A 2,419-nucleotide genomic window follows, 5' to 3' on the forward strand; every position below is an offset into this window, starting at 1 on the left:
TGGGCGTGCGTGCGCCGACACTATGAGCTGACCATTGCCCATGACGTGTTGCGAACCCGTCGCCGCATCCTCGCCAATGAACCCGGATGGGCGCTGAGCAATGATGGTGTCCTTCGTGGTCGCATGGTTGACGCCCCTTCGGACACTGGCGCTCGAGTACAGGCGTCCGGGCAGGAGGATGGACTGGATGGGGATGAAGACGATGACGACGACCCATTGGCAAAACAACTGGCTGAAATGGATGCTGTGCTTGCCCGCAGTGAAGCATTGATGTCTGGTGTGAACCAGCCGATGCGTACGTCCGGTCGTGATCGCAATCCATTTGTCTACGAGCCGGATTGGGATGAAGAAAGCCGCCTTGACGAATGGCGCAGCGTGCTGGCGGAGACCGAGGCGCTTCCGCCGGTATTGCGTGCCGTTCTGCTGCTCGATGCCTGGGATCAGTTGCAGGTGCTGCAGCACGCACCCTGGCTCGGCCGGATGCTGGCCGGCGCGCTGTTGCGCGAGACGGGCATTTGTATGTCGCACCTGGTTGCCGTCAATCTTGGTTTGAAACAGGTCCAGCGGGAAAGGCGTGCAAGCCGCGATCGCGATACCCGATTGCTCGCATTCGTCGATGCTTTCAAGCTAGCCGCAGAACTCGGGCTGAAGGAGCATGATCGTCTGCTGCTTGCCCGCCAGCAGATGCAGCACAGGCTTGCCGGCAGGCGCACCTCTTCAAAACTGCCGCAATTGATCGAGCTTGTTCTTGCCAGACCAATGGTGTCGGCCGGGATGATTGCCGAAGAACTGGGTGTCACGACGCAGGGTGCGTTGAAGATCGCGGCAGCACTCAACCTGCGTGAACTGACAGGCCGGGGGCGGTTTCGTGCCTGGGGCGTGCTTTGATTGCTCTTTACCTGTCGCGGGATGCAAAGCGGAATGCGTCGCTGCCATCCCGCCCAGGTTTCATGAAGCGCGGTTCGACCCGATGTTCCTGAAACCTGGGAGAATTGAACGCTACGATATTACGCTGCCACCTCGAGTAGGTTTGACGCCTTTGAACCGGATATCTGCAGGTGGGCGATCAGATCTTCGATCGTGACCAGATGCAGGTTGTGCTCCTCGGCAAACAGTTCGAGATCCGGCAGCCTTGCCATGGTGCCGTCATCCTTGGCGATTTCGCAAATCACGCCGGATTCAGCCTTGCCGGCCAGACGGCAGAGGTCGATTGCCGCTTCGGTGTGGCCGGGCCGTCCAAGTACACCTTTCGGATTGGCGCGGAGCGGGAAGATATGGCCCGGACGAGCGAATTCCTCAGGCTTTGCAGAAGGATCGATCAGGGCCTTGATCGTCGCGGCCCGATCGGCGGCTGAAATTCCGGTCGATGTGGTCGGCAAGTGGTCCACCGATACGGTAAAGGCAGTCTTCAGCGATTCTGTATTGTTGGGCACCATCAATGGAATTTCCAGCGTGTCCAAGCGTTCGCCCTGCATCGACACACAGATCAGGCCGCGTGCCTTGTTCATCATGAAGGCGATTTTTTCTGCTGTGGCGTCTTCGGATGCAAAAACGATGTCGCCTTCGTTCTCGCGGTCCTGATCGTCCACGACAATCACCATTTCCCCGCGGGCAATGGCTGCAATTGCATCTTCAATTTTAGAGATAGTCATTCATCGGTCTTTCAAGGGTTGAGCCGGACATCCGACTGTCTGTTGTGCCGAACGTTTTCACGTGTCGGCGAAACTTCCCTTGGGCGAACAGACGCAGGTTAGCCGTCCTCGCGGACGCCAGCCATTACCTTGCTCTCTTCCATCCGGACTATACCGTCGGCCCCGGCATCGCACCGGATCTGCTGACCTCCCGAGGTTGTCGGGAGCGCTTGCGGGCTCCGGGATTTCTCCCGATACCGCCGGTGGGGAATTGCACCCCGCCCTGAGAACAACAAAAGAGTGGGGCAAGCGCAGGCGAATTGCAAGTGCATGCCGCGTCGCCGATGTGCTATTTTGCGTCGCAGCAATGAACACACTGTTGCGCGTCTGCTGGATTTTCTCGGCCACTCGATTGTCGCCAGGATTTGAAGCCTAAGACGTAACGCGGGTGACCGCCTCTGCCCAGCGCCGGCTGATCCGATCACGTTCGGCGCCCGCCAGCTGCCCCGGGATGAAATTTTGCGTTCCTGCGTGCCCGCTTGTTTCCGCTCCGATGCCAAGTGCCTGCAGTGCCATCCTGGCCACGCCCATGGCGCCGACTTCCGCCTGATCACCGCGAGAGACCGGTCGATCAAGAATGTCGGATTGCAGCTGCATCATGAAACTGTTGGCAGATGCGCCGCCGTCGGCCAGCAATCCCGTCAGTGGCGAGCCCATATCCTTTTCCATGGCGAAGAACACGTCGGCAATCTGAAGCGCGATTGCTTCGAAGGTTGCGCGCGCGACAT

General features: G+C 59.2%; 3 protein-coding genes and 1 riboswitch. Of the genes, 1 reads left to right on the forward strand and 2 read right to left on the reverse strand.

Going from position 1 to position 2,419, the window contains the following annotated elements; all coding sequences use genetic code 11:
- Nucleotides 1–888 (forward strand): RHE_PE00001 family protein (locus PDO_RS12690; protein ID WP_007602142.1); only part of this gene is annotated, 888 nt, incomplete at its 5' end.
- A 119-nt stretch (nt 889–1,007) separates the two neighbouring features.
- Here the strand turns inward: PDO_RS12690 and ribB are convergent.
- Both ribB and PDO_RS12705 read right to left on the reverse strand, forming a co-directional pair.
- Nucleotides 1,008–1,652 carry a 3,4-dihydroxy-2-butanone-4-phosphate synthase gene (ribB, locus tag PDO_RS12695; protein WP_007602143.1) on the reverse strand — a complete coding sequence of 215 codons (645 nt, stop codon included), beginning with the start codon at nt 1,650–1,652 and terminating at the stop codon, nt 1,008–1,010.
- A gap of 127 nt (nt 1,653–1,779) precedes the next feature.
- Nucleotides 1,780–1,926, reverse strand: a riboswitch (FMN riboswitch).
- A gap of 137 nt (nt 1,927–2,063) precedes the next feature.
- Nucleotides 2,064–2,419: FGGY-family carbohydrate kinase (locus tag PDO_RS12705; RefSeq protein WP_007602144.1), on the reverse strand; the 356-nt coding region annotated here is incomplete at its 5' end.

Origin of the sequence: Rhizobium sp. PDO1-076 (genome assembly GCF_000247475.1) — a bacterium.
Taxonomy (GTDB): domain Bacteria; phylum Pseudomonadota; class Alphaproteobacteria; order Rhizobiales; family Rhizobiaceae; genus Allorhizobium.

What these genes read in the sequence shown, in the direction of transcription:
- ribB (WP_007602143.1), bottom strand. Translation starts at nt 1,652, where the DNA reads ATGACTATCTCTAAAATTGAAGATGCAATTGCAGCCATTGCCCGCGGG.